The sequence below is a fragment of the Vreelandella neptunia genome, assembly GCF_022489065.1.
In the GTDB taxonomy this organism is placed as follows: domain Bacteria; phylum Pseudomonadota; class Gammaproteobacteria; order Pseudomonadales; family Halomonadaceae; genus Vreelandella; species Vreelandella neptunia_A.
On record NZ_JAKVTW010000017.1, the window covers coordinates 36,554 to 51,229 of the forward strand.

Below are 14,676 nucleotides of genomic sequence, written 5' to 3' on the forward strand. Positions count from 1 at the left end.
ACTGAAGTGCTCCGCCACCGCGCTAGGCGGTCATCGGGGCATCAAACAGAACTTTTATTTCAACAACGATATCAATTACTGTTTCAACTACTAGTTCTCACAGCTAACGCCCGCTTGCAGACAAACGGGCGCGTGTATCTTAGTTGTCCGGCGGTCAACTTGCAAGCTGGCGCTGGCGTACAGCTTCAAACAGGCAAATACCGGTAGCCACGGAAACATTAAGGCTAGAGACTTCTCCTGCCATAGGAAGCTTGGCAAGATTATCGCATGCTTCGCGTGTTAAACGGCGCATCCCCTTACCCTCCGCCCCCATCACCAACGCGGTGGGGCCGGTCATATTAATATCAAAGAGGCTCGCCTCGGCTTCGCCCGCCGTACCGGTTATCCACACACCGGCATCTTTCAGCTTAGCCAGCGTTCGCGCCAAATTAGTCACTTGATAAACCGGCACGACTTCGGCAGCACCACAAGCGACCTTCCGCACCGTTGCATTGAGCGGCGCGGCTTTATCTTTTGCCACAATTACGCCGTGGGCGCCGGCGGCATCTGCACTGCGCAGACAGGCACCAAAATTATGCACATCGGTCACGCCATCTAGGATAAGTAGAAGCGGCGGTGTAGAGGCTTGCCAGGCACGCAGTTTAAGCCAGAGCGACTCTTCGCCCTCAGGCGTAAGCAGCGGACAAAACGCCACGACGCCCTGGTGGGCAGCCCCCTGAGTTAGCTGATCAAGCAAGTCGCGCGGCTGCTCTTTTACTCGCGCGCCATGTGTCTGGGCGAGGGCAATCAACTCTTTTAGGCGACTACCGGCCCCCTGCTGCACCCAAAGCTCTCGGGGTGCCTCACCTCTATCTAACAGGCTTTGCAGTGCATGCACGCCATATACTTGATCGAGACCATCAGGCGTCTTAGGGCCTGCATTCGAATGGCTACGTGAGCCTCGCCGAGTTGACGCCGGTTTCATGCTCAACCCTTGTTTGGTGATGGTTTACGCGGGCCATTACGCGTGCGCCGGGGGCCACGACGAACAGCAGGCTTCTCGCCATTGGATGCCTTGTCACTCGACGCTTTAGCGCCACTCGCCTTGGCTCCAGCGCCGCCTTCTCCACCACGGTTTTTACGCGGCTGACGGCGGGGGCGAGGCTTCTCATCGCCCAGACCAAAATCGATTTTACGATCATCCATATCGACACGGGCTACCTGAACGGTCAGGCCATCTCCCAAACGATACGTCGTGCCGGTACGCTCACCTTTAAGGCGGTGTTTCTCAGCTTCGTAGTGATAATAGTCTGATGGCAGTGACGTCACATGCACTAGACCTTCCACGAAGAAGTCGTCAAGGCGAACAAACAGGCCAAACTGAGTGACCGAGGCGATGGTGCCTTCGAACATCTCGCCGAGCTTGTCGGACATAAACTCGCACTTCAGCCAGCTCTCTACATCACGGGTAGCTTCGTCGGCACGGCGCTCGGTCATTGAGCAGTGTTCGCCCAGCTCAAGCATCTGCTCGAAGGTATACGGGCACCACTTGCTTGGCGGCTCGACCGGCGCACCTTCAACACGCAGCACCGTATTGGTCTGACGCGGGCCACGGATCACCGAACGAATAGCACGATGCACTAGCAAGTCAGGATAGCGGCGAATCGGCGAGGTGAAGTGGGCATAGGCTTGATACGCCAACCCAAAGTGACCTTCGTTTTGCGGCGAGTAGACCGCCTGATTCATCGAGCGCAGCATGACCGTTTGGATGATATCGAAGTCAGGTCGGTCAGCGATCGTTTCGCGTAGCGCCTGGTAATCCTGCGGGGTGGGCATATCGCCGCCGCCTACCGCTAGACCCAACTCGTTCAAGAACAAGCGCAGCTTATCAAGCCGCTCTGGCGTCGGCCGTTCGTGAATACGGTAAAGCGCCGGCAGGTCATGCTTGTCCAAGAAACGCGCGGTCGCCACGTTGGCCGCCAACATGCACTCTTCAATTAACTTATGCGCATTGTTACGGCTGCGCGGAACGATTTTTTCGATCTTGCGCTCATCGTTAAAGATGATCGCCGTTTCAGTAGTATCAAAATCGATCGCACCACGTTCAGCGCGGGCTTCACGTAGTAAGTAGTAAAGCTCTTCCAGATTCTTCAGCGGCTTCACCAGCTCGCTATGCTCGGCTCTTAGCGCCTCGCCCTCTTCGCTCTCCTCGTCAAGAATCGCGGCCACCTTGTTGTAGGTAAGGCGAGCATGGGAATTCATGACGGCTTCATAAAAGCGGTAGCGGCTAATCGCACCGGTTTGCGAGATATTCATCTCGCAGACCAGCACCAGGCGATCCACATGGGGATTCAGCGAACAGAGCCCGTTGGACAACAGCTCCGGCAGCATGGGAACAACCTGGCCGGGGAAGTAGACCGAGTTACCCCGTGTGCGGCCTTCATCATCCAGCGGCGTACCGGGGCGCACGTAGTGAGAAACATCTGCGATGGCCACGAGCAGCTTCCAGCTGCCGGACTTGGTTTTCCAGGCACATACCGCGTCATCAAAGTCTTTGGCAGACTCATCGTCGATAGTGACCAGCGGCACATCGCGCAAATCAACGCGGTGCTGCTTATCCTCTTCCAGCACTTCAGCTGAAATGCCCCCAATTTGGTCGAGCACTTCAGGCGGAAACTCGGCAGGAATATCGTAGCTGCGAATCGCAATATCAATTTCCATACCCGGATCCATACGCTCACCGAGGACTTCAATCACTTCGCCAACTGGCTGAATGCGTGTGGCCGGCTGCTGAACGATCTTGGCCGAAATCACCTGACCATCTTTAGCACCGCCACAGGCACTGTGAGGAATAATCACTTCCTGAGTGATACGCGGGTTTTCCGGTATCAGAATGCCAAACTCAGGGGTGTTACTACGGTAAACACCAACGATAGTTTGTGTATTCCGTGCAATAACATCAGCAATGGTCGCCTCATCGCGGCCACGGCGATCGCGTCCGCTGATTCGCGCTAGCACATGGTCACCGTGAAAAACACGGCGCATTTGACGGGGAGGCAGAACCAAATCAGGCTTTTTGCCATCATCGCGCAGCAGGAAGCCAAAGCCATCCCGGTGCCCAAGTACTTTGCCTTTAACCAGATCGAGCTTGTCGATCAACGCATAAGCGCCGCGGCGGTCGCGCAGCACTTGGCCATCGCGCTCCATCGCCGCCAAACGACGCCTAACGGCTTCAATCAACTCTTCGTCTTCCAGCCCCAGCATGCGGCTCATATTTTCGTGGGTAATCGGCTTGCCATAGCTTTCTAACGCCGCCAGCAAATACTCACGGCTCGGCGCTGGGTTACCATATTTATGCGCCTCGCGCTCGGCGTGGGGATCATCACTTAACGTCCAATACTTCATACGAGCAACTTCCTTGATGGCGTCATTTGCGAGAGGCATAAAAAAGGCGCAAACGCGGTGCGTTGCGGGCTGGATATTTCAACGCTTGATAAGCTGAAATGGATAGGGTTTTGTTTAGTCATAGGCGCAGTATAGCGCTGCACGTTCAATCACCCAACCGTCTTAGACGTTGTTTATACAATTTGCTTTATAAAAAGCCAGTTCGGGGTCTTGCATTTAACCATCACCCCGGTATTATACGCGCCACTTGCCCAGATGGCGGAATTGGTAGACGCGCTAGCTTCAGGTGCTAGTGTCCGTATGGACGTGGAGGTTCAAGTCCTCTTCTGGGCACCAAACTGCTTTAATACTATCTATTTGTATAAGTAGTTTGGTGCTAGGCAATGTAAGGTTTGTGTTCGCCCAGGTGGCGGAATTGGTAGACGCGCTAGCTTCAGGTGCTAGTGTCTGTATGGACGTGGAGGTTCAAGTCCTCTCCTGGGCACCATACGAACACAAACAGTAATTAGTGCGAGCTTTAAATGATGCGCCCAGGTGGCGGAATTGGTAGACGCGCTAGCTTCAGGTGCTAGTGTCCGTATGGACGTGGAGGTTCAAGTCCTCTCCTGGGCACCATGATTTACATGGGCCAGTCCGCATCGTTATTAACACTCCCTTTTTAGTACCCTGTCACTATCCCATCTCCGCAAGCTTCTCTTACCAGCATATTATTTCTTTCATTACTTCTTATTGAAACCGCCCCGGCCGCTTTGCCACTTCCTCAAGCGCCCAACCCTGTATACGTAGCTCGCCTTCCAATACTGACTCTACTTCCGCCGTTAACTCTGGAAAGAAGTTAAGCCCCGTCAAAGCTTCGATTTCATCTATTGTCACCAAGTAATCATCCAGCGGCTCATTACCGCGCACGTCCTGCGGCATAATAAACGCCAACGCTAATGGTGCTTCACTATGCGGGGCGACGATAATCTTATAAAACGCCGAGGGCACTTCGACCAAGCCTACCCGATTAAACACGTTATCCATAAAGCGCTCAGGGAATACCGGCCCGGTGATTACCTGCAAGCGATCAAAACGCGGCGCGAAGTGATCCATTACCACCTCTTCCAACCGCTGCCAGAGCTGTCGGTTCAGGTTAGGCCGCTGCGGCGTCATATTGCTCATTAGGAAGGTATCGACCTGAGCGCTACGTCCATGCACGGCGGCGATCGCGTAATTAGGCGCCAAATGACCACGATCGTAGCCGCTACCTGCATAACTGTCGGTACCGACAGGCCATAACGTGCGCCAATCGGCTTGAAAATTAGGCCGAGCACCAATGCTCGAATCGTCTACCGCTGCCACCTGATAGCTTACCCATAGCGGATTAACCCGCACATCAGACCAACCCACCAAATAGCCGTCGTTGCGCAGCACTCGATGAACCGTGGTGGGGCTAAACTCTTCCCAAGTAGGCACACCCATCCAGGTATAAGCATCTTTATGCTGGCGCTCTTGAAATTCCCAGAGGCCGGTACCGGCAATAACAAACAGTAAAACAATGCCAAAGCGTCGACCTTGCCGACGCCAGCGTGAAACCGATTTCCCCAACAGATTTACTCCCTGGCTAGCGCTTATAAGCACTTATCGTTTTATGTGCCGCATGAGGTGGTATAGCTATTTGAGCCTACCAACCCAGTGAAAACATCGTTTCGAGATCATGACGAGAGTGCACCTGCATAGCATTCAGCGTTTCGGTATCACTGATACCCTCAACAGCATTTAAGCGCTCAGTGACCAGCTCAGCCAAGCTTTCAAAATCACGGGTACGGGCAATTGCCACCAAGTCGTAGCGCCCACAGGTGGAATAAACTTCACTGATGCCTTCTACATCGGCTAGGCGCTCGGCCACGGCTTTTACCTGGCCTTTATCGGTATTGATTAAAATGACTGCGTTTTGCATAGCGCGCCCCTCAAGAGAAAATAATGGCAACAAAAAGTCGTCTTTAAGCTGCGCAGAGTATAGCAGCGACCAGGAAGCAAGCGCAGCACCCTGCAACAGCGTGACCAATTGTCGCTATACACCCCATGCCATTCGCACAACCTTTGTACATCCGCTAGCATGTAACAGTAGAGTTTGCGTTATTAACATGACGTTGCTGTAGAGATGATGTAGCTATAGAGATGTAGTTGAGAACTCCGGCTGTTAGAATAATCTGGAGCATTAAGAGGTGGATAACCACCCGACAAACGTGACCAAACGTCAGACCGTGACGATAAGGAGAAATCATGGCTAATAAAAGCCGTCGTGACTTCATGCGCAACAGTATGTTGGGCCTTGCCGCCCTTCCACTGGGTGTCGGCATTCTTTCCAAGAGTGCTTTCGCCCAAGAGCTGCCGCGTCTTGATCCTTCCGCGAGCAACGCCCAGGCACTTAACTACGTAGAAGATGCCAGCGAAGCAAGCGATCACCCTGCTTATGAAGATGGCGAGCGCTGCGATAACTGCATGTTCTTTAATGCAGAGACAGAGGGTTGCCAGCTGTTTCCTGAAAACAGCGTAGCGCCCGCAGGCTGGTGCCAGTCTTGGACTGCACAAGGCTAAGCAGCTATCGAGTATTAGCGATTAATACTGCACTAATAGTAACCCCGCGACATTCGCGGGGTTATTGTTTTTATGGCACAGCCATTCACAGAAGAGCGGTTAAGATACGCTGTTTTCATCCTCAACCGGCCAGTGAAAACGCCGCGTAACCCGCCCCTCCTCCATCGAGATGAGATGCACGGGAAAACCCCACAACTGCTGCAGATGCCGAATCACGGGATAAACAGTTCGCCCCAGCGGACGACGACTATCCTGCACATGGTGAAGCGTCAAAGAGCGATCGCCACGAATAGCCGCTTCAACTACCTGGATATTGGGCTCACGGACAGATAGTGCATACTGGGTAGCGAGTGCTTCGCGTACCTGACGATAGCCTTGCTCATTATGAATCGCTGCGACTTCAAGGGTCTCCACTTGATCATCATCCACGACTAAAAACAGCTTATGATCACGCATCACCTTCGGTGAAAGAAACTGCTGGATAAATGACTCGTCCTTAAAGTTGCGCATCGCAAACTCCAGCGTCTCACGCCATGGCGTGCCCGCTATATCAGGAAACCACTCACGATCCTCATCAGTGGGTGCTTCGCAGATTCGCTTAATATCCATAAAAATTGCGAAGCCCAGTGCATAAGGGTTGATCCCGCTAAAGTGGGGGCTATCAAAGGCTGGCTGGTTAATCACAGCGGCGTGAGACTGCAAAAACTCCAGCATCAAACCTTCATCCACATTGCCATCGTCGTAGAGTCGGTTCATTAGCGTGTAGTGCCAGAAACACGCCCAGCCCTCATTCATTACCTGCGTTTGCCGCTGGGGATAAAAGTACTGAGCCAACTTGCGCACAATTCGCACAATCTCACGCTGCCAAGGCGCCAGCAGCGGTGCGTTTTTTTCAATGAAGTAGAGCAAGTTCTCCTGGGGTTCAGAAGGATAAAGACCGCCACTATGCAAACCTAGTGGGTCATCGTCACTATGCAGACTGCCCGGCAGTGGTGAAATTCCAGCGGGCGATTCGGGAATAGTCCTCCAGAGCATATTAACTTGGGTCTGTAGGTAAGCTTCCCTCTCATCCTGGCGCTTCGACTCCTCTTCAGCCGAAATAGGTGAGGGGCGTTTGTAGCGATCAACGCCATAGTTTTGCAGGGCATGGCAAGCATCCAGCAGTTGCTCGACAGCCTGCACGCCGTGGCGCTCTTCGCACTGGGCGATATATTTACGCGCAAAGACCAAGTAATCGACAATTGAAGAGGCGTCGGTCCAGGTACGGAACAGGTAATTGCCCTTGAAGAAGGAGTTGTGACCGTAACAGGCGTGGGCCATCACCAGCACCTGCATCATCAGCGTGTTCTCTTCCATCAGGTAGGCAATGCAGGGGTCAGAGTTGATAACCAACTCATAGGCCAAACCCATCTGGCCACGCTTGTATGCCCCCTCAACAGCTAAGAACTGCTTTCCGAACGACCAGTGGTGATAGCCAACTGGCATGCCTACGCTGGCATAGGCATCCATCATCTGCTCGGTGGTAATGACTTCAATCTGATTGGGATAGGAATCTAGCCGGTACTCATCGGCAAGCCTAGCCAATTCAGCATCGAAACGCTCAAGCATACTGAAGTTCCAATCGGAACCGGTGGCAATCGGCTTACGCTTGCGGGTCGCACTCATAGCCCACTCCTCTACTCTGACCTACACGTCTGCCTACATACGATCATGACGACTGGCTTAAGCGGCGCTTAAACAGTTCACGAAAGACTGGATAAATATCGCCCGCCTCAACAATTTGCCGCATCGCAAAGCGCTCAGGAAACTGTTTAACCACGCTCTCATACTCATGCCAAAGCGACTGATGGTCATGAGGAGTGATCTCAACATAAGCGTAGTATTGCAACTGCGGCATCAGCTGTTTGATCAATAAATCACGGCAGATATTCGAGTCATCGTCCCAGTTATCGCCATCGGAGGCCTGGGCCACATACAGGTTCCATTGCCCCACCGGATAGCGCTTTTCGATGATGGTATTGACCAAGTTCAGCGCACTGGAAACAATCGTGCCGCCAGTTTCCCGTGAGTAGAAAAACTCCTCCTCGCTAACTTCCCTGGCCGCCGTGTGGTGACGTACAAACACCAATTCGACTTTTTCGTAGTGCTTCTCCAAAAATAGATACAGCAGCAGAAAAAAGCGCTTCGCGATATCTTTATGGTTTTGAGTCATCGAGCCAGAGACATCCATGACACAAAACATCACTGCCTGATTGGAGGGCTGTGGCTGTGCACTTAGCTGGTGGTAGCGCAGGTCATAGGTGTCAATAAACGGCACACCCGCAATCCGTTTTTCCAGCCGCTCTATTTCTGCCTGAAGCTCGATAATACGTGTAGGGTTGCGCAACACCGAGTCTTTGCGCTCTTCGGCTTCAAGCGCTTCTTGAGCCTCTTTTAACGCTCGTTTGATAGGCGCACGCATCGCAATGCGCCGGGCATAGGCTTCCCGCATCGAACGAGTAATGCTAATCCGAGACGGCACGCCGTCACGGGAGAGCCCCGCCCGCACCATTTTGACCTCTTCCAACGACTTCAGGGGTTTACGCTGCAGATGCGGCAACTCGAGACCATCAAAAACAAACTCCAGGAACTCCTCACGACTGAGCGTAAAGGCGAACTCATCAGTGCCCTCCCCCTGGTTAGAGGCTCCACCTTCGCCTGCACCGCTACCCCCACCCTGCCCGCTGGGGCGGCGAATCTTATCCCCGGCAACAAACTCTTTGTTGCCGGGTGAAACGATATTACGCGCCCCGCCCGGGCCATGCTGGAATACAGGCTCTGAGATATCCTTCGCGGGGATAGAGATTTTCTCGCCACGCTCCATATCGGTAATAGAGCGTCGGTTAACGGCCTCTTCAACCGAACGCTTAATATGTTTACGGTAGCGCTCTAAAAAGCGCTGTCGGTTCACGGCGCTCTTATGTTTTGCATTCGGCCTTCGATCTATAAAGTAGGTCATACGACCTCCTTAGATACTCTTCTAAAGCGCTGTTTTATTTAGCGCTATGCACTACTGCGACTTACGCACACGGAGATACCACTCAGAAAGCAACCGCACCTGTTTTTCGGTGTAGCCACGATCCACCATCCGTGCCACAAAGTCTTCGTGCTTCTTCTGATCCGAACGGGAAGCCTTGGCATTGAACGAAATCACCGGCAGCAGCTCTTCGGTGTTGGCGAACATTTTGTGTTCGATAACGCCTTTTAGCTTTTCGTAGGACTGCCAGCTTGGATTCATGCCGTTATTTTGCGCTCGCGCCCGCAGTACAAAGTTGACCACCTCATGGCGAAAGTCCTTCGGGTTGGAGATACCCGCCGGCTTCTCAATCTTCTCCAGCTCTTCGTTGAGCGATTGGCGATTTAGCAGCTCGCCGGTTTCGTGGTCACGGTACTCCTGATCCTGAATCCAGAAGTCCGCGTAGGTCACGTAGCGGTCGAAAATATTTTGACCATACTCGCTGTAGGATTCGAGATACGCGGTCTGAATCTCTTTACCAATAAAGTCCACGTAACGAGGCGCCATGAACTCTTTGATAAAGCCTAGATAGCGCTCAAATACTTCAGAGGGCAACTGCTCTCTCTCCAGCGCTTGCTCCAGCACGTAGAGCAGATGCACTGGGTTGGCGGCCACTTCGGTGCTGTCAAAGTTGAAGACTTTGGAGAGAATCTTGAACGCAAAGCGGGTAGAGAGCCCCTGCATCCCCTCATCCACTCCTGCTGCATCGCGGTACTCCTGAATCGACTTGGCGCGCGGATCGGTGTCCTTTAGGTTCTCACCGTCATATACGCGCATTTTCGAGTATATATTGGAGTTTTCCGGCGCTTTTAACCGCGACAGCACCGAGAACTGCGCCAGCATACGCATCGTATCCGGCGCACAAGGGGCAGCATTAAGCGAAGAGTCTTCGAGCAATTTCTGATAAATTTTAACCTCTTCGGATACGCGCAGGCAGTAAGGCACCTTGACGATATAGACCCGATCAAGGAAGGCTTCGTTATTGCGGTTATTGCGAAACGCCTGCCACTCTGATTCGTTGGAGTGCGCTAATATCACCCCGTCAAAGGGGATCGCCCCCATGCCTTCGGTAGGATTGTAGTTGCCCTCTTGGGTCGCCGTTAACAGTGGATGCAGCACCTTGATCGGCGCTTTGAACATCTCCACAAACTCCATCAGCCCCTGGTTGGCACGGCATAACCCCCCGGAAAAGCTGTAGGCATCTGGGTCATCCTGGGAGTAGAGCTCTAACTGGCGAATATCGACTTTACCGACCAGTGACGAGATATCCTGGTTGTTCTCATCCCCCGGCTCGGTTTTGGAAATGGCAATTTGATTAAGCCGTGATGGATAGAGGCGCACGACGCGGAACTGGGAGATATCGCCGCCGTACTCTTTCAGCCGTTTCGCCGCCCAGGGCGACATCACGCTGCGTAAATAACGCTGAGGAATGCCGTACTCTTTCTCCAGCAGCTCGCCATCCTCTTCGGGCGAGAACAGGCCCAGCGGTGACTCGTAGACCGGCGAGCCTTTAATGGCATAAAACGGAATCCGTTCCATTAACAGTTTAAGACGCTCAGCGAGGGACGATTTACCACCGCCCACTGGGCCTAGCAGGTAGAGGATCTGTTTGCGCTCTTCAAGCCCCTGGGCCGCATGGCGGAAGTAGGCAACGATCTGTTCGATCGCCTCCTCCATACCATGAAATTCAGCAAAGGCAGGGTAGCGGCGAATCACTTTATTGGAAAAGATACGTGATAGACGCGGGTCTTTCGCCGTGTCGATCACTTCAGGTTCGCCAATGGCTTCCAGCATGCGCTCGGCGGCGCTGGCATACACTTTCGGGTCTCGGCGACAAAGCGCCAGATACTCCTCAAGGCTTATGTCCTCTTGCTGAACGCGGGCAAATCGGTCTTGAACGTGATCAAAGATGCTCATGGAACTCTCCTGTGGCCCATCCCCAGGCAGTCACCGCCAAGCCAAGTGTTTCGCAACGGTGTGCCAAACGAGGTGTCGCTTTTTTAGCGTAGTCAGCATTAGCAAAAAGTGATGACTAAAACCTTCAACGCAGCAGCGATATAGGTAAGAGAATTATTCAGGAGATTAGTTGCGTTGAACCCGCAAGCATCGAAAATAGCGGTACCGGCTTCGTTGCGATTCGTTGCAAATGACAGCGCCAACTACCACGCCGCTGGTTAAGCAGCGCCGTGGTAAGGCCGGGGAAGGTAAGGGGGAAGGTAAATAGCAGCGACCCTAAACAGGAGTAAATCGTCGCTTTAACGTTCAATCACGTCGCGAATATCGGCCAATAGCTCATCAAGTAATTCAACGGTGGTGTTCCATGCACATACAAAACGGGCACCGCCTGCGCCGATAAAGGTATAGAAGGTCCAGCCTTTGTCTTTCAACGCTTCAATGGCCGAGGGGGGTAATTCAACGAACACACTGTTGGCCTGAGTAGGAAACATCAACGACACGCCGGGCAGCGCCTGTAAGCCTTCCGATAAATATCGCGCCATGGCATTGGCGTGCTGCGCATTCGTTAACCAGGCACCGCTTTCCAGCAATCCTAGCCAGGGCGCTGAGACAAAGCGCATCTTGGAAGCCAACTGCCCCGCCTGCTTACAACGGTAAGAGAAGTCTTCGGCCAGCTCTCGGTTGAAGAACAGAATTGCCTCACCGAACGCCAAGCCGTTTTTGGTACCCGAAAAACACAGTGCGTCCACCCCTACCTGCCAGGTAAGTTCGGCAGGCGTAGCATTCAAGCTTGCACAGGCATTGGCAAAGCGGGCGCCGTCCATATGCAGGCGCAGGTCATGTTTGTCGGCAATGGCACGAATGGCCATCAGCTCTTCGCGGGAGTAGAGCGTGCCTACTTCGGTGGCTTGAGTCAGTGATACCACTTTAGGCTTGGGGTAGTGAATGTCGCTGCGCTTGGTGACCAGCGCTTCAATACCTTCCGGTGTCAGCTTGCCATTAGCACCTGGGGAGGTCAGCAGCTTCGCGCCGTTAGAGAAAAATTCAGGACCACCGCACTCGTCGGTTTCGATATGCGCCAGCTCATGACAAATAACACTGTGGTAGCTACGCCCCATTGCCGAAAGTGCCAGTGAGTTGGCGGCAGTACCGTTAAAAACAAAAAAGACATCGCAATCATAATCAAACATCTCGCGGAAGCGATCCGCTGCACGGGCTGTCCAGAGATCGTTACCGTATGCCAAATCATCGCTACGATTTGCTTCAAGCAGATATTCCATCGCCTCCGGGCAGATACCGGAGGTGTTATCACTGGCTAAAAAACGCGGGCTACACTCCGAGGTCATGACGATTATCCTTATATCTGGCGATCTTACGGCACAGGCTGGGTGCCACCAGTGCCTTTAATGCTTAGCTATGCTTAATAGCCAGGCCAAGAAATCCCTTAATAACAGGACATTTAGTCTATCGCCATTTATGGGTTAACGTCACCTGCGCTTTTAAGCACTTACTTATCAAACCGCCCTTATGCTCTTTCTTTACAAGCTCGCCGCCAATCGAGTGCCCTGCTCAATCGCCCGCTTGGCGTCCAGCTCGCTGGCTTCATCCGCGCCACCGATAATATGTACCGCCGTTCCCGAAAGCTCTAATGGCGCCAGCAGATCACGCACCGATTCCTGTCCGGCACACACCACCACGCTATCCACCTCAAGCACCTGATCGGTGTCATCACGGCGAATATGCAAACCGGCATCATCGATTTTGAGATATTCGCAGCCCGTTAGCGTGGTGACACCGCGCGCTTTAAGCGATGCGCGATGAACCCAGCCGGTGGTTTTACCCAAATACTTGCCGGGCTTGGAAGTTTTACGCTGCAGCATCACAATCTCGCGGGGAACCACTGGCGGCGTCGGCGCTTTTAAACCGCCCCGTTCGCCAACTGCCAAATCAACGCCCCACTCATCGCACCAATCAGCAATATCCAACGCTGGGTGGCCCTGGTGCGCCAGCAGTTCCGATACATCAAAGCCAATGCCCCCCGCGCCAATCACCGCTACTGTGCGCCCGACGCGCTCTGGAGACTCAATCGCTTCGGCGTAGCTGAGCACCTTAGCGTGATCGTGACCTGGAAGCGTGAGTTCGCGTGGTTGAACACCGGTGGACAGCACCACTTCATCGAAGTCGGCAAGTGATTCAATCGTTGCCGTGGTATTCAAGCGTACCTCTACCGCATATTTTTCAAGCATTACCCGGTAATAGCGCAGTGTTTCATTAAACTCCTCTTTGCCAGGGATCTTACGTGCATAGTTGAACTGCCCGCCCAGCTCACTGCGCCGCTCAAACAGCACCACGCTATGCCCACGGCTGGCCGCGGTGACAGCGGTTGCCAGGCCCGCAGGGCCACCGCCCACCACCGCCACTCTTTTGGGGGTTACCGCGGCCTCGATCACCAGCTCGGTTTCGTGACAGGCGCGGGGATTAACCAAGCAAGACGTCAGTTTTCCGGCAAAGGTGTGATCAAGGCAGGCTTGGTTGCAGGCGATACAAGTGTTGATCTCATCCGCTAGGCCTGCCTGAGCTTTACTCACCCAGGCTGGGTCCGCCAGGAAGGGCCGCGCCATGGAGACCATATCGGCGTGGCCTGCTGCCAGTACGCGCTCGGCGATGTCCGGCATATTAATGCGGTTGGTGGTAATCAATGGAATCGATAGCGCTGATTTGATGCGATGCGTTACTTCAGTAAAGGCGGCGCGAGGTACGCTGGTGACAATGGTGGGCACCCGTGCTTCATGCCAGCCGATGCCAGTGTTGATGACGTTAGCGCCAGCGGCTTCAATCGCTTGACCAAGGGTGACAACCTCTTCCCAGGTGCTGCCCTCTTCCACCAGATCAATCATCGAGAGCCGGAAGATAATCACAAAACGGTCACCCACCGCCTCCCGCACACGGCGCACGATCTCAACGGCAAAGCGCATACGGTTTTCAAATACGCCGCCCCACTTATCGTCTCGCTGGTTGGTCCGCTGGCAGATAAACTGATTAATCAGGTAACCTTCAGACCCCATTATTTCTACGCCGTCGTAGCCCGCTTGCTGCGCAAGGCTGGCACAACGAACGTAGTCGGCTATTTGCTGCTCGACGTCATCGCTGCTCAATGCCCGAGGCATAAAAGGATTAATGGGTGCTTGAATCGCCGAAGGGGCCACTAAGTCCGGCGAGTAGGCGTAACGCCCAGCATGGAGAATCTGCATACACAGATGGCCACCCTCTGCATGCACCGCGTCAACTACCTCACGGTGTTCCGGCAACTGCGCTTGGTCAACAAGCGCGTTGGCCCCCTGAAAAACCGCGCCCTCTGGATTTGGCGCGATACCGCCAGTAACGATTAGGCTAACGCCCTCCCGCGCCCGCTCAGCGTAAAAAGCAGCCAAGCGGGCAAAGCCATTCGGCGCCTCTTCCAAATTAGTGTGCATTGAGCCCATTAAGACCCGGTTGGGCAGCGTTAGATGGCCAATGGTCAGTGGACTAAACAGATTCGGGTATGCAGGCGTTTGGCTCATCACGGGCCTCCTTGGTTTTATTAGATGTGCTTTAAAAACAAATTCAAACAAGCGTATGACATCTTGAGCATCACGTATAGCCCTCAGATCTTTTGCCTACCGCTTGCCCGGCGTACAAATCCGCGTCACATTACCCGGCTA

10 protein-coding genes and 3 tRNA genes are annotated in these 14,676 nt (G+C 53.6%); 4 read left to right on the top strand and 9 right to left on the bottom strand.

Annotated features, from left to right (window positions below; genetic code table 11):
• Nucleotides 1-154: 154 nt before the first annotated feature.
• Both rlmB and rnr read right to left on the bottom strand, forming a co-directional pair.
• Nucleotides 155-964 carry a 23S rRNA (guanosine(2251)-2'-O)-methyltransferase RlmB gene (gene rlmB, locus MLE19_RS18240; protein ID WP_240719548.1) on the bottom strand — a complete coding sequence of 270 codons (810 nt, stop codon included), beginning with the start codon at nt 962-964 and terminating at the stop codon, nt 155-157.
• Between the two features lie 2 nt (nt 965-966).
• The gene (rnr, locus tag MLE19_RS18245; protein ID WP_240719549.1) at nt 967-3,384 is read right to left on the bottom strand and encodes a ribonuclease R; all 2,418 of its coding nucleotides are present in this window, start codon (nt 3,382-3,384) and stop codon (nt 967-969) included.
• Nucleotides 3,385-3,633: 249 nt separating this feature from the next.
• Here rnr and MLE19_RS18250 point away from each other — a divergent pair.
• The 3 genes from MLE19_RS18250 to MLE19_RS18260 all read left to right on the top strand — a co-directional run bounded on the left by MLE19_RS18250 (nt 3,634) and on the right by MLE19_RS18260 (nt 3,999).
• A tRNA-Leu gene (locus tag MLE19_RS18250) sits at nt 3,634-3,720 on the top strand.
• Between the two features lie 64 nt (nt 3,721-3,784).
• Nucleotides 3,785-3,871, top strand: a tRNA-Leu gene (locus MLE19_RS18255).
• 41 nt (nt 3,872-3,912) lie between these two features.
• Nucleotides 3,913-3,999, top strand: a tRNA-Leu gene (locus MLE19_RS18260).
• A gap of 111 nt (nt 4,000-4,110) precedes the next feature.
• Here MLE19_RS18260 and MLE19_RS18265 read toward each other — a convergent pair.
• Both MLE19_RS18265 and MLE19_RS18270 read right to left on the bottom strand, forming a co-directional pair.
• Complete coding sequence (locus MLE19_RS18265) at nt 4,111-4,971, bottom strand: DNA/RNA non-specific endonuclease (RefSeq protein WP_240719550.1); 861 nt, start codon at nt 4,969-4,971, stop codon at nt 4,111-4,113.
• Between the two features lie 76 nt (nt 4,972-5,047).
• A complete protein-coding gene (locus tag MLE19_RS18270; protein WP_008958975.1) occupies nt 5,048-5,323 on the bottom strand; it encodes an Lrp/AsnC family transcriptional regulator in 276 nt (91 codons plus the stop codon).
• Nucleotides 5,324-5,649: 326 nt separating this feature from the next.
• Between MLE19_RS18270 and MLE19_RS18275 the strand changes: the two genes are divergently transcribed.
• On the top strand, nt 5,650-5,964 hold the full coding sequence (locus MLE19_RS18275; protein ID WP_240719551.1) for a high-potential iron-sulfur protein: 315 nt from the start codon (nt 5,650-5,652) through the stop codon (nt 5,962-5,964).
• Between the two features lie 99 nt (nt 5,965-6,063).
• Here MLE19_RS18275 and MLE19_RS18280 read toward each other — a convergent pair whose 3' ends face one another.
• The 5 genes from MLE19_RS18280 to MLE19_RS18300 all read right to left on the bottom strand — a co-directional run bounded on the left by MLE19_RS18280 (nt 6,064) and on the right by MLE19_RS18300 (nt 14,535).
• Nucleotides 6,064-7,629 (bottom strand): SpoVR family protein, encoded by a 1,566-nt coding sequence (locus MLE19_RS18280; protein ID WP_240719552.1) that lies wholly within the window; start codon nt 7,627-7,629, stop codon nt 6,064-6,066.
• Nucleotides 7,630-7,672: 43 nt separating this feature from the next.
• Nucleotides 7,673-8,962, bottom strand: a complete 1,290-nt coding sequence (locus tag MLE19_RS18285; protein ID WP_240719553.1) for a YeaH/YhbH family protein — start codon at nt 8,960-8,962, stop codon at nt 7,673-7,675.
• A gap of 51 nt (nt 8,963-9,013) precedes the next feature.
• Nucleotides 9,014-10,936 (bottom strand): PrkA family serine protein kinase, encoded by a 1,923-nt coding sequence (locus MLE19_RS18290; RefSeq protein ID WP_240719554.1) that lies wholly within the window; start codon nt 10,934-10,936, stop codon nt 9,014-9,016.
• A gap of 338 nt (nt 10,937-11,274) precedes the next feature.
• A complete protein-coding gene (locus tag MLE19_RS18295) occupies nt 11,275-12,321 on the bottom strand; it encodes a threonine aldolase family protein (protein WP_240719555.1) in 1,047 nt (348 codons plus the stop codon).
• Between the two features lie 192 nt (nt 12,322-12,513).
• The gene (locus tag MLE19_RS18300) at nt 12,514-14,535 is read right to left on the bottom strand and encodes an NADPH-dependent 2,4-dienoyl-CoA reductase (RefSeq protein ID WP_240719556.1); all 2,022 of its coding nucleotides are present in this window, start codon (nt 14,533-14,535) and stop codon (nt 12,514-12,516) included.
• Nucleotides 14,536-14,676: the final 141 nt, after the last annotated feature.